We start from the raw sequence: 23135 nt of genomic DNA, 5'->3' as shown, positions 1-23135 counted from the left end.
TCCCCGGTGTCACCTGAATACCTGAGGGCGGTATTAGATGTACTTCCAGCCTCCTTACGGTGCCTCCGGCGCCTACCCCCCGAAGCAGGGTCTGTACAACCCGGCATTCGAAAAGGATGCCTGCGGCCTGGCCATGGTCGCCACCCTGCGAGGAACTGCAGGACACGACATCATCGCGCTGGCGCTTCAAGCGCTGCGCAACCTCGAGCACCGCGGTGCGATCGGCTCCGACGCCGGCACCGGTGACGGGGCGGGCATCCTCACCCAGATGCCCGACGCATTCCTGCGTGAAGTCACGGACTTCGAACTGCCCGATGCCGGCGAATACGCCGCCGGGCTCGCCTTCCTCCCGCTGCAGGCCACTGAGCGCCGCACCCAGAAGGCCGGGGTCGAGAAGATCGCCCGCGACGAGGGCCTGGAGGTCCTCGGCTGGCGCGTCGTCCCCACCGCGAACGAGAACCTCGGCAAGCTCGCCGATGAGGCGCGCCCCGCGTTCGAACAGCTGTTCGTGGCATCCCCGGCAGGGGCAGACGGACGCCTGTCCGGCATCGCTCTCGACCGCGTGGCCTACCGACTGCGCAAGCGCGCCGGCCACGAGATCGGCGCCTACTTCGTCTCTCTGTCCAGCCGCACCCTCGGCTACAAGGGCATGGTCACCACGCTCCAGCTCGAGCCGTTCTACCCCGACCTCCAGGACGAGCGCTTCGCCTCCGAGCTCGCGGTCGTGCACTCCCGCTACTCGACCAACACCTTCCCGTCCTGGCCGCTGGCGCAGCCGCTGCGGATGCTGGCGCACAACGGCGAGATCAACACCGTCGGCGGCAACCGCAACTGGATGCGCGCCCGGCAGTCGCAGCTGGAGTCCGAGCTGCTCGGCGACATCCGTCCGCTGCTGCCGATCTGCACGCCGGGCGCGAGCGACTCGGCGTCCTTCGACGAGGTGCTCGAGCTGCTGACGCTCACCGGCCGCAGCCTCCCGCACGCGATCATGATGATGGTCCCCGAGGCGTACGAGAAGCAGACTGACATCTCGCCGGAACTGCGCTCGTTCTACGAGTACCACTCGAACCAGATGGAGCCGTGGGACGGCCCGGCCGCCCTCATCTTCACCGACGGCACCCACGTCGGCGCGACCCTAGATCGCAACGGGCTGCGGCCCGGACGGTGGACCGAGACCACCGACGGCCTGGTGGTCATCGGTTCGGAGACCGGTGTGCTGGAGTTCGAGCCGGATCGCATCAAGCGCCGCGGCCGCCTGCAGCCGGGCAAGATGTTCCTCGTCGACACGGCCGCGCGCCGGATCGTCGAGGACGAGGAGATCAAGCACGAGCTGGCGACGCTGCACCCGTGGCAGGAGTGGCTCGACGAAGGCGCCGTGCGTCTCGCCGATCTCCCCGAGCGCGAGCACATCGTGCACCCGCCGGCATCCATCACCCGCCGCCAGCGCACCTTCGGATACACCGAGGAAGAGGTGCGGCTGCTGCTGACCCCGATGGGGCAGACCGGTGCCGAACCGCTCGGCGCGATGGGATCGGACACCCCGATCGCCGTGCTCAGCGAGCGCCCGCGCCTGCTGTTCGACTACTTCACGCAGCAATTCGCGCAGGTCACGAACCCGCCGCTGGACTCCATCCGCGAAGAGGTCGTCACGAGCCTGCGATCCTCCCTCGGCCCCGAACGCAACCTGCTCAGCTGGGGCCCGGAGCACACCCGCACCGTGGCCGTCGACTTCCCCGTGATCGACAACGACGAGCTCGCCAAGATCCGGCACATCGACAAGGCGCTGCCCGGGCGCTCCGCCGTCACGATCAGCGGCCTTTACCACTTCGACGCCGGCTCCCACACGATGCAGGAGCGCCTCGCCGAGATGTGCGCGGAGGCGGATGCCGCGATCGAGAACGGTGCCGAGTTCCTCATCCTGTCCGACCGCGACTCGAACAAGGACCTCGTCCCGATCCCGTCGCTTCTGATGGTCTCGGCGATCCACCACCACCTCATCCGACGTCAGAACCGCATGAAGGTCGGTCTCCTGGTCGAAGCAGGGGACGTGCGCGAAGTGCACCACGTCGCCACTCTGATCGGCTACGGCGCATCGGCGGTCAACCCGTACCTCGCGATGGAGACGGTGGAGCACCTGGTGCGCACCGGATTCATCACCGGTGTCTCGCCGGAGAAGGCGGTCCGCAATCTGATCTACGCGCTCGGCAAGGGCGTGCTGAAGATCATGTCGAAGATGGGCATCTCGACCGTGTCGTCCTACGCGGGTGCGCAGGTGTTCGAGGCGATCGGCCTCAGCCAGGAGTTCGTCGACGGGTACTTCACCGGTACCGAGACGAAGCTCGGCGGCATCGGGATCGAAGACGTCTTCGCCGAGAACCAGGCGCGTCACGATTACGCCTACCCCGAGGATGCCGCGGCGCGCGCCCACGAGCGGCTGTGGACCGGCGGCGAGTACCAGTGGCGGCGCGACGGGTCTCCGCACCTGTTCAACCCGGACACGGTGTTCCGGCTGCAGCACTCCACCCGCACGCGACGCTACGACATCTTCCGCGAGTACACCAAGCTCGTCGACGATCAGGCCGCCGAGTTGAAGACGCTGCGCGGACTGTTCGGTCTGCGCACCGGCACCCGGCCACCGGTGCCGATCGACGAGGTCGAGCCGGTCAGCGCGATCGTCAAGCGCTTCTCGACCGGCGCTATGAGCTACGGCTCCATCTCGCGCGAGGCGCACGAGACGCTCGCGATCGCGATGAACCGCATCGGCGGCAAGTCGAACACGGGGGAGGGCGGCGAAGACGTCGACCGCCTCCTCGACCCGGAGCGCCGGAGCGCCATCAAGCAGGTCGCCTCCGGCCGGTTCGGAGTCACGAGCCTGTATCTGACCGAGTCCGACGACATCCAGATCAAGCTCGCCCAGGGCGCCAAGCCCGGCGAGGGCGGTCAGCTGCCGCCGACCAAGGTGTACCCGTGGGTGGCGCGCACACGTCACGCGACCGCGGGCGTCGGGCTCATCTCCCCGCCGCCGCACCACGACATCTACTCGATCGAAGACCTCAAGCAGCTCATCTTCGACCTGAAGCGTGCGAACCCGAACGCCCGCATCCACACCAAGCTGGTCAGCCAGTCCGGCATCGGCGCGGTCTCGGCGGGTGTGGCGAAGGCGCTCAGCGACGTCATCCTGGTCTCCGGGCACGACGGTGGCACGGGCGCGAGCCCGATGAACTCGCTCAAGCACGCCGGCACGCCGTGGGAGCTGGGACTCGCCGAGACCCAGCAGACGCTCATGCTCAACGGCATGCGCGACCGCGTGGTCGTCCAGGTCGACGGACAGCTCAAGACCGGCCGCGACGTCATCATCGGCGCGCTGCTCGGCGCGGAGGAGTTCGGATTCGCCACGGCGCCGCTGGTCGTCAGCGGCTGCATCATGATGCGCGTGTGCCACCTGGACACCTGTCCGGTCGGCGTCGCCACGCAGAACCCTGCACTGCGCGAACGCTTCACCGGCAAGCCGGAGTTCGTCGTCAACTTCATGGAGTTCATCGCCGAAGAGGTGCGCGAGCTGCTCGCCGAGCTCGGCTTCCGCTCGCTGGATGAGATCATCGGCCGCGCCGACCTCATCGAGGCGAATGAGGCGATCGAGCACTGGAAGGCCGACGGGCTCGACCTGACGCCCATCCTCGAGGGACCGGTGTTCCCGGCATCCGAGCCGCGCCGGCACGCCCGCGCACAGGACCACGAGCTCGACGAGCACTTCGACGTGCAACTCATCGAGATGGCGCAGGATGCTCTGCAGGACCGCGAACCGGTCGTCATCGAACTGCCGATCCACAACACCGAGCGCGCCGTCGGCACCATGCTCGGCCACGAGGTCACCGCTCGCTTCGGCGCGGAGGGGCTCGCGCGGGAGACGATCGACGTGATCCTGCACGGCACCGCCGGTCAGTCGCTCGGCGCGTTCCTCCCGGCCGGCATCATGCTGCGGCTCGAAGGCGACGCGAACGACTACGTCGGCAAGGGGCTCTCCGGCGGCGACGTGGTCGTCCGCCCGCCCCGTGGTGCGAGCATCGCTCCCCACGAGAACGTCATCGCCGGCAATGTGATCGGCTACGGCGCGACGTCCGGCTCGATGTTCATCTCCGGCGTCGTCGGCGAGCGGTTCCTGGTGCGCAACTCCGGTGCGACCGCGGTCGTCGAGGGCGTGGGAGACCACGCACTCGAGTACATGACCGGTGGCCTCGCCGTGATCCTCGGCACCACCGGACGCAACCTCGGCGCCGGCATGTCCGGCGGCATCGCCTACGTCCACGCGCTGTCGCCCGACAGCGTGAACCAGCAGTCGCGCGACAGCGGAGAGCTGCGCCTGGAGGCCCTCGATCGGGCCGATCTCGAGGTACTGCGCAGCCTGCTCGTCGAGCACGTCGAGCGCACCGATTCGCCGCTCGCGACACGGATGCTGGCGGAGTTCGAGTCCGTGGCGACCGAGTTCGTGAAGGTACTGCCGCGCGACTTCGCGGCAGTGCAGACCATGCGCCAGGAGGCTGAGGCCTCCGGCATCGACCCCGACGGCGACGCCGTCTGGAACCGCATCCTGGAGGTGACCGGTGGCTGACCCCAAGGGCTTTCTGAAGGTGACGGAGCGCGAGCTCCCCGCTCGCCGGCCGGTGCCGGTGCGGATCATGGACTGGAAAGAGGTCTATGAGCCCGGCGACAAGAACGTGCTGCGCCGCCAGGCGGGGCGCTGCATGGACTGCGGCGTGCCGTTCTGCCACCAGGGCTGCCCGCTCGGGAACCTGATCCCGGAGTGGAACGACCTCACCTGGCGCGGCGAGGACCGCTCGGCCATCGAGCGCCTGCACGCGACGAACAACTTCCCCGAGTTCACCGGTCGGCTGTGCCCCGCGCCGTGCGAGAGCGCGTGCGTGCTGGGTATCAACCAGCCCGCTGTGACCATCAAGCAGGTCGAGGTGTCGATCATCGACGAGGCCTTCGCACGGGGCTGGGTCGAACCGCAGCCGCCGGAGCGTCTGACCGGCAAGACCGTCGCCGTCGTCGGCTCCGGCCCTGCCGGGCTGGCAGCAGCCCAGCAGCTCACCCGTGCCGGGCACACCGTCGCCGTCTTCGAGCGCGATGATCGCATCGGTGGACTGCTGCGCTACGGCATCCCGGACTTCAAGATGGAGAAGAACCAGCTCGAGGCCCGCCTGCGTCAGATGCAGGAGGAGGGCACGAGGTTCCGCGCCGGCGTGGAGATCGGCAAGGACATCAGCTGGGCCGACCTGCGGGCGCGGTACGACGCCGTCGTCCTCGCCACCGGTTCCACGGTGCCGCGCGAGCTGGCGATCCCCGGCCGCGAACACGACGGCGTGCACTTCGCGATGGAGTACCTCGTCGAGTCCAACAAGGCCGTCGCCGGGGATGCCGTCCCGAACCAGATCACCGCGGAGGGCAAGCACGTCATCGTCATCGGCGGTGGCGACACCGGCGCCGACTGCATCGGCACCGCGCACCGTCAGGGCGCGCTGAGCGTGACCAACCTCGCGATCGGCAGGCAGCCCGGCGACCAGCGTCCCGAGCACCAGCCCTGGCCGATGATGCCGACGGTCTTCGAGGTGCAGTCCGCTCACGAGGAGGGCGGTGAGCGCCACTACCTGGCGTCCACGGTCGAGTTCCTTGCGAACGCGGCAGGCGAGGTGCGCGCCCTGCGGGTCGCCGAAACGGAGTTCGTCGACGGGCGCCGTGTTCCCAAGATCGGCACCGAGCGCGAGATCCCTGCCGACCTCGTGCTGATCGCGATGGGCTTCACCGGTCCCGAGACCGAGAGCTTCACCGACGACGTGCGCCCAGAGATCGCCGACCGAGGCGCGTTCCGCCGCGACGACGCATACGAGACGACCGTTCCCGGCGTCTTCGTCGCCGGCGACGCCGGACGCGGCCAGTCGCTCATCGTGTGGGCGATCGCCGAGGGTCGTGCGGCGGCCGCAGCCGTCGACCGCCACCTGATGGGCACCACTGTGCTGCCCGCGCCGGTGGCGCCCACGGATGTCGCAATCGGCCTGCAGCCCGCGTAGGCTGGCGAAGGCACCGTCGCCGATTTAATTCCCCCACCTCGTACCCTGGAGTATCTGTTGAGACGCGCGAAAATAGTCGCCACGCTGGGCCCGGCCACGTCGAGTTATGAGAACGTCCGAGCCATCATCGAAGCGGGGGTGGATGTCGCTCGGCTGAACCTCAGCCACGGTGATTACTCCGTCCACGACGCCAACTACGCCAACGTGCGCCGCGCCGCGGACGACGCCGGCCGCGCTGTCGCCGTGCTCGTCGACCTGCAGGGGCCGAAGATCCGGCTCGGCAAGTTCGAGGCGGGTCCGTACGATCTCGCCGAGGGCGACATCTTCAAGATCACCACGGAAGACATCATCGGCAACCGTGAGATCTGCGGCACGACCTTCAAGGGTCTGCCGCAGGACGTCAACCCCGGCGACTTCCTGCTCATCGACGACGGCAAGGTCCGCGTCGAGGTCGTCGAGACCGACGGAACCGTCGTCACGACCAAGGTGATCGTGGCCGGCGCCGTCTCGAACAACAAGGGCATCAACCTGCCCGGCGTCGCCGTGAACGTCCCCGCTCTGAGCGAGAAGGACGAAGCCGACCTCCGCTGGGGTCTGCGCACCGGTGCCGACCTCATCGCCCTGTCGTTCGTGCGCAACGCCGCCGACGTCGAGCGAGTGCACGAGATCATGGCCGAAGAGGGCGTCAAGGTGCCCGTCATCGCCAAGATCGAGAAGCCGCAGGCCGTGGACGCGCTCGAGGAGATCGTGGACGCGTTCGACGGCATCATGGTCGCCCGCGGCGACCTGGGCGTCGAGCTGCCGCTGGAAGCCGTGCCGATCGTGCAGAAGCGCGCCGTCGAGCTCGCCCGCCGCAACGCCAAGCCGGTGATCGTCGCGACGCAGATGCTCGAGTCGATGATCTCCAGCCCCGTGCCGACCCGCGCAGAAACCTCCGACGTCGCCAACGCCGTCCTCGACGGTGCCGACGCAGTGATGCTCTCCGGCGAGACCAGCGTGGGGGAGTACCCGATCGTCGTCGTCGAGACGATGGCGCGCATCGTCGAGTCCACCGAGGAGCACGGCCTTGAGCGGATCGCACCGCTGACCACCACGCCGCGCACGCAGGGCGGAGCGATCACCCTCGCAGCCCTCGAGGTGGCCGAGTTCGTCGAGGCCAAGTTCCTGTGCGTGTTCACGCAGTCCGGAGACTCGGCGCGCCGCCTGTCGCGACTTCGCTCGCGCATCCCGATGCTGGCGTTCACCCCGGAGCCCAACATCCGCCGCCGCATGGCGCTCACCTGGGGCATCCGCTCGACGCTGGTCGACCCGGTGCAACACACCGACCTGATGTTCCTGCAGGTGGACGACTACCTGCTGAAGAACGGCCTCGCGGTCGAGGGAGACAAGGTCGTCGTGATCTCCGGATCGCCTCCCGGAATCGTCGGCTCCACCAATGACATCCGCGTCCACAAGGTCGGGGATGCCGTGAACGGAGCAGCGCCGATCTACAAGGCGGGCGCCTGATCGGAAACGCTCACGGAGGGGCGGGGCTGCGGCTTCGCCCCTCCGTCGTACGTGCAGTGCGACGCGCGCTGTGGTGGCTGCTGGACTACGCGTACGCCGCACGCTGGCAGCTCAGGGCGTGCTTCAATCGGACCGACCCGCAATCGTTCGCCACGGGTGACCGTGTACCGGTGGTGGTCCTGCCGGGCGTCTACGAGACGTGGAAGTTCCTCCAGCCGCTCATCGAGCAGATCCACGGGCGCGGGCATCCCGTGCACGTGGTCGAGACGCTCAGGCACAATCGCCGCCCCGTTGCGGATGCGGCAGCCGAGGTGACCGCGTTCCTGGCCGCCGCCGACCTGCGCGACGTCGTGCTGGTCGCCCACAGCAAAGGTGGCCTGGCCGGCAAACTCGTGATGGTGGGACCGGAAACCGAGCGAGTCGCGGGCATGCTGGCGGTCGCGACGCCGTTCAGCGGTTCGCGTTACGCACGCATGATGCCGGGGCAGACGCTGCGCGCCTTCTCACCCGTCCATCCTTCGATCCTCGAGATCGCACGGCACCAGAGCGTCAACGGCTGCGTCGTCTCGGTGTTCGGCGAGTTCGATCCGCACATCCCGGAGGGCAGCGAGCTCGTGGGGGCGCGCAACGTGCGCCTTGCCACCGGCGGACACTTCCGAATCCTCGCGCACCCGCAGGTTCTCGCGGAGTTCTCGGCGCTCGTCACTACCGACGGCTGAGACAGCCAGGGAATCGAGGTTCTGTGCCGGCGGTGGGACTCGAACCCACACGTCCTTTCGGACAAAGCATTTTGAGTGCTCCGCGTCTACCATTCCGCCACGCCGGCTCGCATGTCGCGTCTTCGACTTTAGCGCAGGGTGCACTGCCCTCCCGTCCACACCTGGGCGGATGCGGCGGGCGCGCAGCGGCCGTCCCCTAGAATGGTCATGTGACCGAGCAAGAACAGTCTGAGCAGCCCACGGCATCCGCCCCGCGACGCGTCGTCGTCGCCGAAGACGAATCGCTGATCCGACTCGACATCGTCGAGATCCTCCGCGACAACGGCTTCGATGTCGTCGGCGAAGCCGGTGACGGCGAGACGGCGGTGGCCTTGGCCACCGAGCTGCGCCCCGACCTGGTCATCATGGACGTCAAGATGCCTCAGCTCGACGGCATCAGCGCTGCAGAGCGTCTGCACAAGGCGAACATCGCCCCTGTCGTCCTCCTCACCGCATTCAGCCAGAAGGAGCTCGTCGAGCGCGCCAGCGAGGCCGGCGCCCTGGCGTACGTCGTCAAGCCCTTCACGCCGAACGACCTGCTGCCCGCGATCGAGATCGCACTCGCCCGCCACGAGCAGATCATCACGCTCGAGGCCGAGGTCGCCGACATGGTCGAGCGCTTCGAGACCCGCAAGCTCGTCGACCGCGCCAAGGGCCTGCTCAACGAGAAGATGGGCCTGTCCGAGCCCGAGGCGTTCCGCTGGATCCAGAAGGCGTCTATGGACCGCCGCCTCACGATGCAGGACGTCGCCAAGGCGATCATCGAGCAGCTCGCGCCGAAGAAGGCCTGACCGGGCGGCCTCAATCCTGAGGCATCGCCTTGATCATGTTCGTGATGCGGATCGTCGAGCACCGGAGCCCCTGATCGTCGGACACGACGATCTCGTGCACCATGACGCTGCGGCCCAGGTGGATCGGCGTGCACACGCCCGTCACGATCCCCGATGTCGCCGAGCGGGTGTGGGTCGCGTTGATGTCGACACCGACGGCGAGCTTTCCGGGACCTGCGGCGAGGTTCGCCGACATCGACCCGAGCGACTCGCCCAGCACGACGTATGCGCCGCCGTGCAGCAGGCCCACCGGCTGAGTGTTCCCCTCGACGGGCATGGTCGCGACGCTGCGCTCGACCGAGAACTCGGTGAACTCGATGCCCATCTTCTCGGCCAGAGCGCCCATTCCGCGCTGCATGGCCCACTCCAGTCCGGTCATCCGGGTATCGGTCACGGGTCCTCCTCAGCGGGTGTCTGCCGTCGTCGTTAGGCTGTCAGAGTGACGGACTCCGCAAAGCCTACCCTCATGGTCGTCGACGGCCACTCGCTCGCATATCGGGCGTTCTTCGCTCTTCCGGTCGAGAACTTCACGACCAAGGACAACCAGCACACCAACGCGATCTACGGCTTCCTGTCGATGCTCGTGAACCTGATCAAAGCCGAGAAGCCGACGCACATGGCGATCGCCTTCGACACCTCCCGGCACTCGTTCCGCACCGACGAGTACCCCGAGTACAAGGCGACGCGGTCCGAGACCCCGCAGGAGTTCCGCGGCCAGATCCCGCTGCTGCAGGACTGTCTCGCGGCCATGTCGATCCCGGTGCTCACCAAGGAGGGCATCGAGGCCGACGACATCCTCGCGACCCTCGCCAAGCAGGGGTCCGAGCAGGGGTATGACGTGCTGGTCGTCTCCGGCGACCGCGACACGATCCAGCTGGTGAACGACGAGGTCACGCTGCTGTACCCGTCCGTCCAGGGCGTCTCGCAGCTCAAGCGCTACGACCCGACCACGGTGCAGGAGCGTTACGGCGTGCGCCCGGAGCAGTACCCCGACATCGCGGCGCTCGTGGGCGAGACCAGCGACAACCTGCCCGGCGTGCCGAAGGTGGGGGAGAAAACCGCGGTCAAGTGGCTCACCCAGTTCGGCTCGCTCGACGAGCTGCTGGCACGCGCCGAGGAGATCAAGGGCGTCGTGGGCGGCAACCTCCGCGACCATATGGATGCCGTGCGCCGCAACCGCAAGCTCAACCGCCTGCTCACCGACGTCGAGCTGCCGGTCGCGCCGGCCGATCTCATCGTCGCCCCCGCCGACGTCCAGGCGATCCGCGATATCTTCGCCCGGCTGGAGTTCCGCACCCTGCTGCCGCGGGTGTTCGACGCGATGGGCGCAGGGGAGGAGTCGGCGGAATCCGAACCAGCCGTCGACCTGCCGTCGCCGCTTCAGAGCACGGCCGCCGAGATCGTCGCCTGGCTCGAGACGCAGACCGATGAGCTCGGAGTGACGCTCGTCCTGAGCGGAGGCGCGGTGACCCGCATAGGCATCGCCAGTCTCACCGAGCTGCATGAGACCGACTGGTCCGACGACGTCGCCGACGCACTGCGCCCCTGGCTGGAGTCGAACGCGGCGAAGGTGCTCAACGACGCCAAGGCCCAGGTGAAGGCACTCCTGCGGGCCGGTATCCGCATCGGCGGCCTCTCGTACGACACACTGCTCGCCGGCTGGCTGCTGCGCCCCAGCCTGCCCGACAAGACTCTCTCGCACCTCGTCGACCGCTACCTCGGCGAGAAGCTGCCCGTCGCCGACCCGTCTCAGCTCGTCCCCGAGACCGACGGCGCGACCCCTTCGCAGGAGGCGTGGTTCACGCTCCGCGCGGCGGCGGCGATCCGCGAGGACCTGCCGGAGTCGGTTGCGACCGTCCTCACCGACATCGAGCTGCCGACGCTCCTGGTGCTCGCCGACATGGAGATCGCAGGCGTCGCCGTGTCGCACGACGTCCTGTCGACGTTCTCCGGCGAGCTCGGCGCACGCACCGACGGGCTGGCCACCGAGGCCTTCGCCCTGGTCGGACGCGAGTTCAACCTCGGATCTCCCAAGCAGCTTCAGGAAGTCCTCTTCGACGATCTGCAGCTGCCGAAGACCCGCAAGACCAAGACCGGCTACTCGACGGATGCCGCGGTGCTCGCCGACCTGCAGGAGAGCCACCCGCATCCCTTCCTCGACTTGCTTCTGCAGCACCGCGAGGCGACGAAGCTGCGTCAGATCATCGAGTCCCTCGACACCGCCATCAAGGACGACCACCGCATCCACACCACCTACGTGCAGACCGGCAGCCAGACCGGGCGTCTGTCCAGCACGGACCCGAACCTGCAGAACATCCCGGTCCGCACTGAGGAGTCGCGTCGCATCCGCAGCGCGTTCGAGGTCGGCGAGGGGTACGAGACGCTGCTGACGGCCGACTACTCCCAGATCGAGATGCGCATCATGGCGCACCTGTCCGGCGATGAGGGACTGATCGAAGCGTTCAACAGCGGAGAAGACCTGCACCGCTTCGTCGGGGCGCGCGTATTCGGCGTCGAACCCGCCGACGTCACCTCTGCCATGCGCACCAAGGTGAAGGCGATGTCTTACGGCCTCGTCTACGGCCTGAGTGCATTCGGGCTCTCGAAGCAACTGCGCATCGAGCAGTCCGAGGCCAAGCAGCTCATGCTGGAGTACTTCGCGCGGTTCGGCGCGGTGCGCGACTACCTGCGTGCCTCGGTCGTGAAGGCGAAGGAGGTCGGCTACACCGAGACGATCTTCGGCCGCCGACGCCCGTTCCCCGACCTGTCCAGCCCCAACCGGGTGCTCCGGGAGAACGCCGAGCGCGCGGCGCTGAACGCCCCGATCCAGGGCAGCGCGGCAGACGTGATGAAGATCGCGCTGTTCCGCATCCATGCCGATCTGAACGACGCGGGCATGCGCTCGCGAGTGCTGCTGCAGATCCACGACGAACTCGTCGTCGAGGTCGCTCCGGGGGAGTGGGACGCGGCCGAGCAGATCGTGAAGACACAGATGGCCGGCGCCGCCGATCTGTCGGTGCCGCTGGACGTGCAGGTCGGCCGCGGGCGCGACTGGAACGAGGCCGCGCACTAGAGCGCGCGGGGTGCGGGCCGCAGTACGCTGAAGCTCATGACGGAAACCTCCCGCACCCCCACAGCGATCGACAAGGTCGCCGAAGAGTGGGTCGACACCCTGGCAGACCTCGACCCGACGCTCGGCACATACATCGGCCGGGATGAGGGGAACGACCGCTACGGCGACCTCAGCCCAGAGGGGCACGACCGTTACATCTCCGCGGTGCGCAGCACTCGCGACAACCTCGCAGCGCTCACACCCGCGGATCCGATCGACGAGGTCACCAAGACCGATCTGCTCAGCGAGCTCGACCTCGAGCTCGAGTTCGACGACGCCCAGTGGCACCTGCGCGACCTCAACGTCATCGCCTCGGCCGCTCAGGACATCCGTCAGGTGTACGACCTCATGCCGACCGCGACCGCAGATGACTGGGAGGTCATCGCGAAGCGCCTCGCCGCGGTGCCCGCCGCCCTCCGCGGTTACGCGGAGACCCTGCAGCAGGGGATCGAGAACGGTGTCGTGCCCGCTCGCCGGCAGGTCGTCGAGGTCGCCGCCCAGATCGTCCGATACAGCGCGGACGACGGGTTCTTCGCCTCGTTCGTCGCGAACGCCGCGCCCGCCGAGGGCGGTCTGCCGGCATCTCTCGCCCGCGACCTGGCCGACAGCGCCTCCGCCGCGCGGGTCGCCTACGATCAGCTGCGCGATTTCCTCACGGGCACGCTGGCGCCGGCGGCATCCGACACGGACGCCGTCGGACGCGACCTGTACGCGCTGCACTCCCGCCGATTCCTCGGCGCGAAGATCGACCTCGACGAGACCTACGAGTGGGGACGCGAAGAGCTCGCCCGCATGGTCGCCGAGCAGACCGCCATCGCGAACGAGATCGTTCCCGGCGCGACCGTCGAAGAGGCCGTCGCGCACCTCGAACAGGATGCCGCGCGCAAGCTCCACGGCACCGACGCGCTGCAGAAGTGGATGCAGGAGACCAGCGACCGCGCGGTCGCCGAACTCGCTGCCACCCACTTCGACATCCCAGAGCAGATCCGCACCATCGAGTGCATGATCGCGCCGACGCAGGAGGGTGGGATCTACTACACCGGCCCGACGGACGACTTCTCGCGCCCCGGCCGCATGTGGTGGTCGGTGCCCGAGGGCGTCACCGAGTTCGACACATGGCGCGAGCTGACCACCGTGTATCACGAGGGCGTTCCCGGCCATCACCTGCAGATCGCGCAGGCGGTCTACAACCGTGCCGAGCTCAACTCCTGGCGGCGACTGCTCGCCGGCACCTCCGGGCACGCCGAAGGGTGGGCGCTCTACGCCGAGCGGCTCATGCAGCAGCTCGGCTACCTCGACGACCCCGCCGACCGTCTGGGCATGCTCGACGGCCAGCGCATGCGCGCCGCTCGCGTCGTGCTCGACATCGGCGTGCACCTCGGCAAGGACCGCCTGGATGGCTCCGGCACCTGGGATGCCGACTACGCACTCGACTTCATGCGTCAGAACGTCAACATGTCGGACGAGTTCGTGCAGTTCGAGGTGAACCGCTATCTCGGCTGGCCGGGCCAGGCGCCGTCCTACAAGGTCGGTCAGCGCATCTGGGAGCAGGTGCGCGACGCGTACCAGGCTCAGCAGGGCGACGCCTTCGAAATCAAGAGCTTCCACAAGCGGGCACTGGACCTCGGCGGGGTCGGCCTCGACACCCTCCGCACCGCCCTGTTGAAGAAGTAGCCGCATGGACATCGAGTTCGGTCTCGACACGTTCGGAGACATCACCCGCGATCACAACGGCGAGCTGCTGACCGCCGCGGAGACCATCCGGAACGTCGTCGCCCAGGCGGAGCTCGCCGACAGCGTCGGGGTCGACTTCTTCGGCGTCGGAGAGCACCACCGAGCCGAGTTCGCCGTCTCTGCACCCGAGATGGTGCTGGCCGCGATCGCCTCGCGCACCGAGCGCATCCGGTTGGGCACCGCCGTGACGGTGCTCTCCTCGGACGATCCGGTGCGCGTCTTCGAGCGCTTTGCCACACTGGACGCGGTGTCCTCCGGCCGCGCAGAGGTCGTACTGGGACGAGGTTCCTTCATCGAGTCGTTCCCGCTGTTCGGCTTCGACCTGCGCGGCTACGAAGCGCTGTTCGAAGAGAAACTGGAGCTGTTCGTCGAACTGCTGAAGGAGCAGCCGGTGACCTGGTCGGGAACGATGCGGGCTGCTCTGGAGAACGCGAACGTGTTCCCGAAGACGGCGAACGGGCTGCGCACCTGGGTGGGCGTCGGCGGAAGCCCGGAATCCGTCGTGCGCGTCGCGCGGCACGGCCTGGGACTGATGCTCGCGATCATCGGCGGACCCGCCGCGCGCTTCAAGCCACTCGTCGACCTGTACCACCGGTCGACCTCAGCATTCGGCGCGCCGGAGCATCCGATCGCCGTCCACTCGCCCGGGCACATCGCGGCAACGGACGAGGAAGCCTGGGATGCCGCGTACCCCGGCTTCGAGTCGATGAACAACACGATCGGCGCCGAACGCGGTTGGCCGCCGTACAGCCGTGCGCGCTTCCAGAACGACGTCGGAGCGGCCGGCGCCATCTACTCGGGCTCCCCGGATCGTGTCGCCGAGAAGATCGCCGACACCGTGCGCACGCTCGGGATCGGCCGATTCGACCTCAAGTACGCCACCGGCACGCTCGGCCATGACCAGATGATGCGCAGCATCGAACTGTACGGCACAGAAGTGATACCGCGCGTGCGCGAGCTGCTCGCATGAGCGAGGCCGTGCCCAGCAGAGCGACGCTGGCAAGTCGCCTGGACGACCTCCCTTTCACTCGCCGGCATGCGCGGCTGCTCACCGGATCCGGCGTCGGCTGGGCACTCGATGCGATGGACGTCGGCCTGATCTCGTTCATCCTCGCGGCCCTCGCTCAGCAGTGGGACATCAGCAAGGCCGAGAGCGGCTGGATCGCCTCGGTCGGCTTCATCGGGATGGCACTCGGCGCGAGCCTCGGCGGCCTCCTCGCCGACAGGTTCGGGCGCAGGCAGGTGTTCGCGCTCACGCTGCTCGTCTACGGCGTGGCGACCGGTGCGAGCGCGCTGGCCGGGGGAGTGGCGATCCTGCTCGTGCTGCGATTCTTCGTCGGCCTGGGCCTCGGTGCGGAGCTCCCGGTGGCCTCCACCTACGTGAGCGAGTTCGCACCTGCGCGGATTCGCGGGCGGCTGATCGTCATCCTCGAGGCGTTCTGGGCCGTCGGCTGGACGGCCGCCGCCCTGATCGGCTACTTCGTCATCCCGGCATCCGCCGACGGCTGGCGCTGGGCGTTCGCACTCGGTGCCGTTCCGGCGGTCTATGCGCTCATCGTGCGCTGGGGGCTGCCGGAGTCGCCGCGCTGGCTCGCCTCGCGCGGTCGGATCGCCGCGGCCGAGCGCATCGTGGAGAAGTTCGAAGCGGACGCCGGTGTGGTGGCGAACCCGACCGGCCCCGCCGAGAGACCGGCGCGGACGATCGCAGACTCGGGCGCCGCCCGCCTGCGCGCGCTGTGGTCGGCGGAGTTCCGCGTACGGACGCTGTGCATCTGGGTGGTGTGGTTCTGCGTGAACTTCGCCTACTACGGGGCCTTCATCTGGATCCCCAGCATCCTCGTGGATGCCGGCTACGACCTCGTACGATCCTTCGGCTTCACGCTCGTGATCACGCTGGCGCAGCTGCCCGGCTACGCCGTCGCCGCCTGGCTGATCGAGGTCTGGGGCAGGCGGGTGACGCTGTCGGTCTTCCTGGTCGGCTCTGCGGTCTCGGCAGTGCTGTTCGGAACCGCCAGCGGGGATGCCGCGATCATCGGCTCGGGCATGGCACTGTCGTTCTTCAACCTCGGCGCCTGGGGCGCCCTCTACGCCGTGACGCCGGAGATCTATCCGACGTCGCTGCGGGGCACGGGCTCCGGCTGGGCTGCCGGTGTCGGCCGGATCGCCTCGATCATCGCGCCGCTGCTCGTCCCGGTGCTGCTCGGGATCGGGGGAGCGCCACTGCTGTTCGTCGTGTTCGCGGCGTTCTTCGTCGTCGGCGCCGTAGCGGCCTGGGGGCTGGTCGATCGCCGCGGACAGGCGCTCGACGACCGGTGACGCCGGTCACGCTCGGACGGGAATAGGCTGGGTCGGTGACTGCAGTGAGGTTCGTGGCGATCGGGGATTCCTTCAGCGAGGGCGTCGGTGATGAGCTGCCCGATGGCCGCGTGCGCGGGTGGGCCGACATCGCCGCTCAGGGCTGGGCGGATGCCGCCGGGCATCCTATCCAGTACGCGAACTTCGCCGTTCGGGGCAAGCTCGCCTGGCCCATCGTGGAGGAGCAGCTCGAGCCGGCGCTCGCCCTCGGGCCGACGCACCTGTCCTTCAACGGTGGTGGCAACGACATGCTCCGTCCGCGCACGGATGTCGAGCACATCGCCGACACCTTCTCGCGCGTGCTCCGCCGCTGTGACGAGCAGGGCGTCACGCTGATCCTGCTCTCCGGAGCGAACCCGGCAGGGCAGCTGCCGATGGGCTCGCTCATCCAGCGCCGCGGCGACGAGCTCTCCGCCGCCGTGCTGCGGCGTGTCGCAGGCAGGGACGACGTGATCCGCGCGCTCAATTGGCCGGACCGTGAGCTCTCCTCCGGCGCCTACTGGTCCGACGACCGTCTGCACATGAATGCGAACGGTCATCACCGGGTCGCGGCTCGGGTGCTGCACGCGCTCGGGTACGAGCCGCCGGCCGAGTGGTGGTCGCCTGCCGAGCGCATCGCGGGTCCGTCGGGACTGGCCTACTACCGGCAGCATGTCGGCCCGTGGGTCAAGCGCCGGATCACGCGCACGTCGTCCGGCGACGGGCGTGCCGCCAAGCATCCCACCTGGGTCGAACGGGTCCCGCAGTGAGCCGCCTGCGCGGCCGGCGGCTCCCGCGCCGGATCACGCAGCTGCTGGTCGGGCTCTTCCTGTACGGCCTCGGGATCGCGTTCATGGTGCGCGGAGAGATCGGCGCCGCGCCCTGGGATGTGCTGTCGCAGGGCATCTCGCGGCATGTGCCGCTCTCGTTCGGCGTCATCACGATCCTCACCAGCGTCGTGGTGCTGCTGCTCTGGCTGCCGCTCCGGCAGCGGTACGGCGTCGGCACGCTCCTGAACGCGCTGCTGGTCGGGCCGTCCGCCGACGTGGGCCTGCTCCTCATCCCCGTCGGACAGCCTCTCTGGCTCCGGATCGGTTTCTTCGTGATCGGACTGCTCGTCCTCGCCGCGGCCACAGGCCTCTACATCGGCGCACACTTCGGCCCGGGGCCGCGGGATGGCCTGATGACGGGACTGCACAAGCGAACCGGGTGGCCGATCTGGATCGTGCGTACCGGAATCGAGATCGTCGTGGTGGCGGTCGGCTGGTCGCTGGGCGGCAACGTCGGCATCGGAACGCTCGCCTTCGCGCTGCTGGTCGGGCCGCTGTGCCAGTACTTCATGCGGATCTTCGCCATCCGTGTCCCGGCGCCGGCGAAGTCCGCTGCCGCATGACCGACATCGAGATGACGCAAATCCCAGCCGGATCCGTGACCCTTCACGACGCGCGGCGCAAGACGCGGCGAACGGTCCGGCTCGAGGAGTTCGAGATCGGCGTCTATGCGGTCACGCAGGAGCAGTTCGCCGAGATCCTGGGCGTTCCCGCACGTCATCCCCGCAGGCCGGCATCCGATCTGAGCTGGCTGCGCGCCGTCCGGTTCTGCAACGCGGCATCCGAGTGGGAGGGGCTCGACCCCGCCTACTCGTTCGACGGCGAGGTCGTGACCTGGCACGTCGACAGCGACGGCTACCGGCTTCCCAGCGAGGCCGAGTGGGAATTCGCGTGCCGCGCCGGCTCGACCGCACCGCACTACGGGCCTCTCCCGGAGATCGCGTGGACGTCGGCGGACGGCGTGAGTTCACCGCAGAACGTGGGCGGAAAGCATCCGAACCTGTACGGGCTGTTCGACACGCTCGGCAACGTCTGGGAGTGGTGCTGGGACCTGCTGGACCCCGCACGGTACGACGAGTACCGCGTGTTCCGCGGCGGTGGGTACGCGGATGACGCGTGGAACGTGCGGGCGTCGGTACGACGCGGCGGCGCTCCGCGGATGCACCACGAAGACGTCGGGATGCGCCTCGCGCGGGGCGGATTCGACGCTGTGGATGCCGCGCAGGGCTGGTCGGCAGCCGTCGACGCCGAACGGGCCATGGACGATGGCCCCTCACCGTCCGGCTGGACGCCGCGCGGCCGATGAACCAAGGAGACACCATGGCACAGCAGTACGGAATCGTCATCTCCCAGGGGCGGGTGGCCGATCGCACCGATGGCGCACTGCGCGGTGCGCACGCTGCAGGCACCTCGCTGGGCGAGTACCTGGGCCGGACACCGGTCGTCGTGGGTGCGCCGTCGCCGAGCGTCGTCGACGACTGGAGCGAAGCTCTCCCTGCCGCACGCGAGACGCTTGAGGCGCTGCGCTCCGCCCTGCGCGATGTCCTGGATGCCGGGGACACCCCGCTGCTCGTGACGAACACGTGCGCTGCCAGCCTCGGCACCCTCCCGACCGTGGCGAAGCGGCACCCGGAAGCCGTCGTGCTCTGGATCGACGCTCATGGAGATTTCAACACCCCGGAGACGACCGAGTCGGGATACTTGGGCGGCATGGTGCTGGCCGCCGCATGCGGGCTCTGGGAGAGCGGGCACGGTTCCGGGCTGAACCCTGAGCAGGTCATCGTCGTCGGCGGGCGCGACATCGATCCGGCCGAAGCGGAACTGCTGTCACGCGCGGGCGCGCACGTGCTGGCTCCGGCCGAGAGCACCCCGGAGCGCGTCGCCGAACTGGTCGCCGGACGCGAAGTGTGGATCCACGTCGACTGGGACGTGCTCGAGCCCGGCTACATCCCTGCCGCATATCGGGTGGAAGGCGGCCTGCGTCCGCACCAGATCTCCGACATCTTCGCTGCGCTGCGCGATCAGGTTCGCGGCGTCGAGCTAGCCGAGTTCGAGTACGGCGACACCGACGTGCCCGCGAACGTGAGCGTGGAGCTGATTCTGGAGACGTTCCAGGCACTGCTCCGCTGAACCCGACCGGGCGATACCCCGCCGTGTCAACCCATTGTGGCCGGAACCGGTTCCTTGCCATCATCGGGTTTCACAGGGCTTCGGCTCTGAAACGCGTGCCGACCCGCGGCACCGGAAGGGAAGACCATGAGCATCGGCACTGGAATCGTGTTGTTCGTGATCGGGGCGATCCTCGCGTTCGCCATCAACGTCGAGGTGGAGTGGGCGAATCTGGACCTCATCGGCTACATCCTGATGGGCGCCGGAGCCGTCGTGTTCATCATCGGACTGGTCCTGGTCGCACGCCGTCGTCAGACGAACTCGGTGACACAGACCTCCGTCGACCCGAGTTCGGGATCGCAGACGACGCGCCGCTCGACGAGCTCGCCCGACGACGCCGCCGGTCTCTGACCCGCGGTCACTGGACCCGCGAGCGCCGTGTGCGCTCCGGGTCCAGTCCCATGCGGATCCGCGTCCGCTTGCGCTCGATCACGATGAAGAGCGTGCCGAGCAGCCACAGCGGTACCTGCGTCAGGAACGCGAGCCGGAACGCCTCAAGCGAATAGGTGTCCGGCGTGCCGGCACCCTGCAGATCGAGGGCCAGACCGATGAGGAACACCGCGCTGAGGGCGGCGATGAAGCCGCCGGCATTGGTGAGTCCTGTGGCGGTGCTGAGGCGGTGCGCGGGGTTGTGCGTGCGTGCATGGTCGAAGGCGATCATGGATGCCGGTCCGCCGGAGGCCAGTGCGATCGCGAGCACATAGAGAAGCCATAGGGGAGCGGGGCCGGGATAGAGGATCACGGCCAGCCAGGCGAACATCTGCACGGCGACAGTCGGCAGCACCAGCGCCAAGGATCGCCGGTTCGGAATACGACGGGAGAGCTCGCCGAGAATCGGCCCCAGAATCATGCCGACAGCGACATATACCGAGATGAGCGTCGCTGCCTGGGCGGGGGAGAGTCCCTCACCTGCGGTGAGGAAGGGCATGCCCCACAGCAGCACGAACGCAGTTCCCGCGAAGGGAGTCGCGAAGTGCGACCAGAAGGCGAGGCGGGTGCCGGGGTGCGCCCAGGCGGCGCGGATGCCGACGCCGGTGTCGATCGCGGAGGTGACAACGCGCACGACTCCGGTGTCGGTGTTGACCGTCACGTCGGCGTCGACCTCCGGCGGGCGGTTGCGGATGACGGCGAAGACGAGGACGGCGAACAGGGCGCCCAGGCCGGCGATGCTGCCGAAGGTTATGGTCCAGGTTGTGGCGTGCAGGAGAGCGGCGACCGGGATGAGCGCGACGAGCTGGCCGGACTGCCCGAGGACGCCGGTGAGCTGAACCATGAGCGGGCCGCGCTGTGCGGGGAACCAGGTGGCGACCAGACGAAGCACGGCAGGGAAGACCATGGCATCGCCGGCGCCGAGGAGCACGCGGGCGATGATCGCGATGCCGATACTGGGGGAGAGGGCCATGGTCAGCTGCCCTGCGGCCATCAGGATCATGCCCAGGGTGATGATCGGGCGTGCGCCGTATCGGTCGAGGAAGACTCCGATGGGGATCTGCATGCCGCCGTAGACCGCGAGTTGTACGACGGCGAACAGCGAGAGGGTCGCGGCATCCGCCTGGAAGCGTTCCGCGGCATCCACGCCGACCGCGCCGAGGGAGGTACGGTTCGCGATGGCAAGGACGTACGCGGCGACGCCGACGGACCAGATCAGCCAGGCTCTCCACCCGGGTGTTGCGACGGGGGAGCGGGTGACATCTGGCACCCCTCCAGGCTAGTCCGCGTCGGCGTCGTCCAAGCGCAGGCCGTAGACGCAGAGCTCCGGCGATTCGCCGATGCGCAGGCCTGTGGCGACCTCGGTCCAGCCGTTCGCGCGGTAGAACCGTCGTGCCGGTTCCGCGTCGGAATAGGCGCTCAGGACGGCGGTTGAGTAGGGGAGTCCGTCGAGCAGTACGGCCAAGATCTTCGCGCCGACGCCCCCGCGTCTGCGCGCCGGCGCGGTCGCCAGTTCGATGACACTGAAGCACTCGTCGCCGAGCCACTCGGCGGCGGTCGTCTTCGGCAGCTGGGGGACGATGCGATCGCGCCACCAGTCTCCGGCGGCGATTCCGTTTCCAAGTGCAAGCCCGACGACCTCGTCATCGTGCCAGGCCAGCACCAGTCGGAAGTCGGGCGCGCTGCGGTAGCGGTGCACCCGGTCGAGGAACGTCGTGCGGCTCTGCTGCGGGTTCTCGTCGTACGGCAGCTCGGCGAACACCGTCGCGTAGAGATCGGCGGCCGCGGCGAGTTCGGCCGCATCGCCGGCCCAGATGCGAATGGTCTCTTCCACGCTGTGATCCTACCGATGCGAAGGTCCATCAAACCGGTGCGGTCCACACGGCGCTGTAGCGCCAGAAGAGGCGTCGACGCATTCGGATGCCGGGCAGCACTTCGGCCGCGATCTTGCGAATCTCGTCGAACGACTCGGATGCGCTGGCTGTGGGTGCGCTCATGTGCAGAGGCGCGGCCGCAGTACGACGAGGGTTTCGGACAAACCCGATCACCGGATTGAGTAGGAGTGAGATCGAAGAATGCAATCGATCATCCGCTGTCTCACGAGAGAGCCCGATGATGACGATCCGACCGCCTGGACGCAGTGCGAACATGGCTTCCTGAAGCGTTGCTCTGAGCGGCATATGGTGCAGTGACGCGACGAACACGATGAAGTCGTATCCGTGCGCCGCCTCACCGCCGAACGCTCGGTGATCGACCCTGACGGTGTTGGAGGCTTCGAACCGTCGCGATGCGATCAAAGCGGTGCTGTCGTCGGGCTCGATGCCGATCACCTGAGGGAATACAGAAGACAGAGGCGCCAAGAGGTTGCCGGTGCCGCAACCCACGTCGACGGCAGCGGAGCCCCCGAGGCGACGAACGGTCCTGGCATGCCTGAGCACGAGTGCGGTGTACGCCTCGTTATGGGACCAGGGATGCGCTGCGTTGAATCGTGCGAGCGATTCGAGAACTCCCATCGCCAAAGAGTAGTCCAGCTGCGCAGCACTCCGACGTGGGGGCGGTCGGACTGATTGCACTCAAACCGTCTGGCTTCGCTCGTTGAGTTCTTTCAGGATGCAGGCCACGAGTTCTTCGGTCGTCGTCTCCGGACCGATTCGCCGCTCATCGAGCCAGGGGAGTGGTTGCCATCCGTCGTGCCACTCACGAATCTTCTCGTCACCGAAAACGCTCGCAAGAGGTCTCGTCGAGTGGCGTCGGATCGTCTCGTCGAGGCCGACGTCGAACTGATAGATAAGAGTCAATCCTTGGTGGTCCCGGTGCAGATCTTCGAAACGCTCGGAGTAGTCGCGCAAGTTGAAGATTCCGTCAAGGATGACGTCGTAGCCCAGGTCGAGAGCCTCGCGCGCGGCGGCGACGATCAGGATGCTGGCTGCCAGCGACCGTTGACGACGATCGGCGTCGTGCAACATCTCGCGTCGAACGTAGTCCTGGTTGATCACGGCGACCCGCGGAGCGAGTTTCGTTCTCAGCGCTGTCGCCGTGGTCGTCTTCCCAGAGGCGGCATCACCGCGGAGGATGACGAGACGGGTGGATTCAGAGCCGACGAGTGCCATCGCCCCATGTTCGCAGACCGTAGCGGGAGAGCGGGTCTATGTGTACGACCCGTTTCGACCTGACATAATGTGCATTATCGGCATTAAGTCATCGTGTGTTCGAGAACTGCCCCATGATCATCCTTGGCAGCCGCGGCCACGGCGAGTTCGTGGGAATGCTCCTGGAATCCGTGAGCGCCGCGTGTGCGGAACATGCGCACTGCCCGTACTGATCGTGCACGCCTCAAGAAACCAGAAGCAGACCCCCGCCGATAA

The 23135-nt window shown here is 68.0% G+C and carries 20 protein-coding genes and 1 tRNA gene; 15 read left to right on the top strand and 6 right to left on the bottom strand.

Going from position 1 to position 23135, the window contains the following annotated elements:
- Nucleotides 1-37: 37 nt before the first annotated feature.
- The 4 genes from gltB to MAE01_RS05950 are packed head-to-tail and all read left to right on the top strand — an operon-like array spanning nucleotide 38 to nucleotide 8293.
- A complete protein-coding gene (gltB, locus tag MAE01_RS05965; RefSeq protein ID WP_147038647.1) occupies nucleotides 38-4609 on the top strand; it encodes a glutamate synthase large subunit in 4572 nt (1523 codons plus the stop codon).
- On the top strand, nucleotides 4602-6068 hold the full coding sequence (locus MAE01_RS05960) for a glutamate synthase subunit beta (protein ID WP_147038646.1): 1467 nt from the start codon (nucleotides 4602-4604) through the stop codon (nucleotides 6066-6068). Before gltB ends, MAE01_RS05960 begins: the two co-directional genes overlap by 8 nt.
- Before the next feature lie 57 nt (nucleotides 6069-6125).
- Nucleotides 6126-7574 carry a pyruvate kinase gene (gene pyk / locus MAE01_RS05955; RefSeq protein WP_147038645.1) on the top strand — a complete coding sequence of 483 codons (1449 nt, stop codon included), beginning with the start codon at nucleotides 6126-6128 and terminating at the stop codon, nucleotides 7572-7574.
- A gap of 56 nt (nucleotides 7575-7630) precedes the next feature.
- Complete coding sequence (locus MAE01_RS05950) at nucleotides 7631-8293, top strand: lipase family alpha/beta hydrolase (protein ID WP_229718191.1); 663 nt, start codon at nucleotides 7631-7633, stop codon at nucleotides 8291-8293.
- Between the two features lie 24 nt (nucleotides 8294-8317).
- Here MAE01_RS05950 and MAE01_RS05945 read toward each other — a convergent pair.
- Nucleotides 8318-8400, bottom strand: a tRNA-Leu gene (locus MAE01_RS05945).
- A gap of 102 nt (nucleotides 8401-8502) precedes the next feature.
- On the opposite strand from MAE01_RS05945, the gene MAE01_RS05940 reads away from it, so the two are divergent.
- The gene (locus MAE01_RS05940) at nucleotides 8503-9123 is read left to right on the top strand and encodes an ANTAR domain-containing response regulator (protein WP_147038643.1); all 621 of its coding nucleotides are present in this window, start codon (nucleotides 8503-8505) and stop codon (nucleotides 9121-9123) included.
- Nucleotides 9124-9133: 10 nt separating this feature from the next.
- On the opposite strand, the gene MAE01_RS05935 is transcribed toward MAE01_RS05940, so the two are convergent.
- Entirely contained in the window at nucleotides 9134-9541 is a 408-nt protein-coding gene (locus MAE01_RS05935; protein ID WP_147038811.1) for a hotdog fold thioesterase, read from the bottom strand.
- Between the two features lie 60 nt (nucleotides 9542-9601).
- Between MAE01_RS05935 and polA the strand changes: the two genes are divergently transcribed.
- From polA to MAE01_RS05890, 9 genes are all read left to right on the top strand, one after another.
- On the top strand, nucleotides 9602-12235 hold the full coding sequence (gene polA / locus MAE01_RS05930) for a DNA polymerase I (protein WP_186806138.1): 2634 nt from the start codon (nucleotides 9602-9604) through the stop codon (nucleotides 12233-12235).
- Nucleotides 12236-12271: 36 nt separating this feature from the next.
- A complete protein-coding gene (locus tag MAE01_RS05925) occupies nucleotides 12272-13948 on the top strand; it encodes a DUF885 domain-containing protein (protein ID WP_147038642.1) in 1677 nt (558 codons plus the stop codon).
- Nucleotides 13949-13952: 4 nt separating this feature from the next.
- Nucleotides 13953-14978: an LLM class flavin-dependent oxidoreductase gene (locus MAE01_RS05920; protein ID WP_147038641.1), complete on the top strand. Its 1026-nt coding sequence runs from the start codon at nucleotides 13953-13955 to the stop codon at nucleotides 14976-14978.
- Nucleotides 14975-16324: an MFS transporter gene (locus MAE01_RS05915; protein WP_147038640.1), complete on the top strand. Its 1350-nt coding sequence runs from the start codon at nucleotides 14975-14977 to the stop codon at nucleotides 16322-16324. The genes MAE01_RS05920 and MAE01_RS05915 overlap by 4 nt, the downstream gene beginning before the upstream one ends.
- 44 nt (nucleotides 16325-16368) lie before the next feature.
- Nucleotides 16369-17112, top strand: coding sequence for an SGNH/GDSL hydrolase family protein (locus MAE01_RS05910; RefSeq protein WP_147038809.1), 744 nt, complete (start codon nucleotides 16369-16371; stop codon nucleotides 17110-17112).
- On the top strand, nucleotides 17109-17735 hold the full coding sequence (yczE, locus tag MAE01_RS05905) for a membrane protein YczE (RefSeq protein ID WP_229718192.1): 627 nt from the start codon (nucleotides 17109-17111) through the stop codon (nucleotides 17733-17735). Before MAE01_RS05910 ends, yczE begins: the two co-directional genes overlap by 4 nt.
- Nucleotides 17732-18478 (top strand): formylglycine-generating enzyme family protein, encoded by a 747-nt coding sequence (locus tag MAE01_RS05900; protein WP_147038639.1) that lies wholly within the window; start codon nucleotides 17732-17734, stop codon nucleotides 18476-18478. Before yczE ends, MAE01_RS05900 begins: the two co-directional genes overlap by 4 nt.
- 14 nt (nucleotides 18479-18492) lie before the next feature.
- Nucleotides 18493-19302: an arginase family protein gene (locus MAE01_RS05895; RefSeq protein WP_147038638.1), complete on the top strand. Its 810-nt coding sequence runs from the start codon at nucleotides 18493-18495 to the stop codon at nucleotides 19300-19302.
- Between the two features lie 126 nt (nucleotides 19303-19428).
- On the top strand, nucleotides 19429-19692 hold the full coding sequence (locus tag MAE01_RS05890) for a DUF6458 family protein (protein WP_147038637.1): 264 nt from the start codon (nucleotides 19429-19431) through the stop codon (nucleotides 19690-19692).
- Between the two features lie 7 nt (nucleotides 19693-19699).
- On the opposite strand, the gene MAE01_RS05885 is transcribed toward MAE01_RS05890, so the two are convergent.
- From MAE01_RS05885 to MAE01_RS05870, 4 genes are read right to left on the bottom strand one after another with little or no spacing between them, the layout of a single operon-like run.
- Complete coding sequence (locus MAE01_RS05885; protein ID WP_147038636.1) at nucleotides 19700-21040, bottom strand: MFS transporter; 1341 nt, start codon at nucleotides 21038-21040, stop codon at nucleotides 19700-19702.
- Nucleotides 21041-21049: 9 nt separating this feature from the next.
- Entirely contained in the window at nucleotides 21050-21604 is a 555-nt protein-coding gene (locus MAE01_RS05880; RefSeq protein WP_147038635.1) for a GNAT family N-acetyltransferase, read from the bottom strand.
- A 28-nt stretch (nucleotides 21605-21632) separates the two neighbouring features.
- Nucleotides 21633-22283 carry a class I SAM-dependent methyltransferase gene (locus tag MAE01_RS05875; RefSeq protein WP_229718217.1) on the bottom strand — a complete coding sequence of 217 codons (651 nt, stop codon included), beginning with the start codon at nucleotides 22281-22283 and terminating at the stop codon, nucleotides 21633-21635.
- Between the two features lie 60 nt (nucleotides 22284-22343).
- Nucleotides 22344-22880 (bottom strand): AAA family ATPase, encoded by a 537-nt coding sequence (locus MAE01_RS05870; protein WP_147038633.1) that lies wholly within the window; start codon nucleotides 22878-22880, stop codon nucleotides 22344-22346.
- A 113-nt stretch (nucleotides 22881-22993) separates the two neighbouring features.
- Here MAE01_RS05870 and MAE01_RS16265 point away from each other — a divergent pair, with 113 nt between their 5' ends.
- Nucleotides 22994-23092: a universal stress protein gene (locus tag MAE01_RS16265; RefSeq protein WP_229718193.1), complete on the top strand. Its 99-nt coding sequence runs from the start codon at nucleotides 22994-22996 to the stop codon at nucleotides 23090-23092.
- Nucleotides 23093-23135: the final 43 nt, after the last annotated feature.

This window comes from Microbacterium aerolatum, from assembly GCF_007988825.1.
Lineage (GTDB): Bacteria > Actinomycetota > Actinomycetes > Actinomycetales > Microbacteriaceae > Microbacterium > Microbacterium aerolatum.
This window is presented reverse-complemented; position numbering and strand designations above follow the sequence as displayed.

Bases quoted from the DNA above. Each gene is read 5' to 3' on its own strand.
- MAE01_RS05900 (WP_147038639.1), top strand. From the start codon at position 17,732: ATGACCGACATCGAGATGACGCAAATCCCAGCCGGATCCGTGACCCTT.
- MAE01_RS05870 (WP_147038633.1), bottom strand. From the start codon at position 22,880: ATGGCACTCGTCGGCTCTGAATCCACCCGTCTCGTCATCCTCCGCGGT.
- MAE01_RS05890 (WP_147038637.1), top strand. From the start codon at position 19,429: ATGAGCATCGGCACTGGAATCGTGTTGTTCGTGATCGGGGCGATCCTC.
- MAE01_RS05875 (WP_229718217.1), bottom strand. From the start codon at position 22,283: ATGGGAGTTCTCGAATCGCTCGCACGATTCAACGCAGCGCATCCCTGG.
- MAE01_RS16265 (WP_229718193.1), top strand. From the start codon at position 22,994: ATGATCATCCTTGGCAGCCGCGGCCACGGCGAGTTCGTGGGAATGCTC.
- MAE01_RS05895 (WP_147038638.1), top strand. From the start codon at position 18,493: ATGGCACAGCAGTACGGAATCGTCATCTCCCAGGGGCGGGTGGCCGAT.
- MAE01_RS05915 (WP_147038640.1), top strand. From the start codon at position 14,975: ATGAGCGAGGCCGTGCCCAGCAGAGCGACGCTGGCAAGTCGCCTGGAC.
- MAE01_RS05925 (WP_147038642.1), top strand. From the start codon at position 12,272: ATGACGGAAACCTCCCGCACCCCCACAGCGATCGACAAGGTCGCCGAA.
- gltB (WP_147038647.1), top strand. From the start codon at position 38: ATGTACTTCCAGCCTCCTTACGGTGCCTCCGGCGCCTACCCCCCGAAG.
- MAE01_RS05935 (WP_147038811.1), bottom strand. From the start codon at position 9,541: ATGACCGGACTGGAGTGGGCCATGCAGCGCGGAATGGGCGCTCTGGCC.
- MAE01_RS05920 (WP_147038641.1), top strand. From the start codon at position 13,953: ATGGACATCGAGTTCGGTCTCGACACGTTCGGAGACATCACCCGCGAT.